Source organism: Vibrio sp. 2132-1 (assembly GCF_033344315.1).
Genome location: NZ_JAWPON010000881.1, coordinates 1 through 511, shown reverse-complemented (window position 1 = coordinate 511; position 511 = coordinate 1). Strand labels below are relative to the sequence as shown.

1 protein-coding gene is annotated in these 511 nt (G+C 41.7%); it reads right to left on the bottom strand.

What is annotated here, in order from left to right; genetic code table 11:
- Window positions 1–405: BCCT family transporter (locus R8N47_RS28520; RefSeq protein ID WP_031782604.1), on the bottom strand; the 405-nt coding region annotated here is incomplete at its 3' end.
- Window positions 406–511 lie beyond the last annotated feature (106 nt).

Below are 511 nucleotides of genomic sequence, written 5' to 3'. Positions count from 1 at the left end.
CGTTGGCTCAGCCACACTCCAAAATAAGAGGCCAATACCCATACCTGCAGCAAACAGCATTGATAGCCATGAAACGGTTGAGTGATCCGGCGTCGCCTCTTTACCGCCTAAGCGAATCTTACCTAATGGCGAGAAAAGCAGAGCAACAGCGAACAATAAGAAGAAATTGGTAGACCACATAAAGAATGCATCAAACTGTTCAATAATTCCGTTTTTGATCCCGTTTAATGCGTCGCGAGCGGTGACTGGTTCGACAAGAAGAAGTGAAATAAGACAGAAAACAACGAGACCAGCACTGATGCCGAATACGGGATTGTGTATATCGAAGCCCCATTTTTGAACGTTGTCTTGGCCAACCTGATAGTCTGTTGTGTCGATACTATATTTTTTAAATGCATTATCCATAAATACAAATTTAACGTAATTTGAAACGCTTCTCAGGGGAGAAGAACTCCAATACCGCCCTCCATTAATTTGAACTCTAAACTTTAAAAACGATGCAAAGTTTATC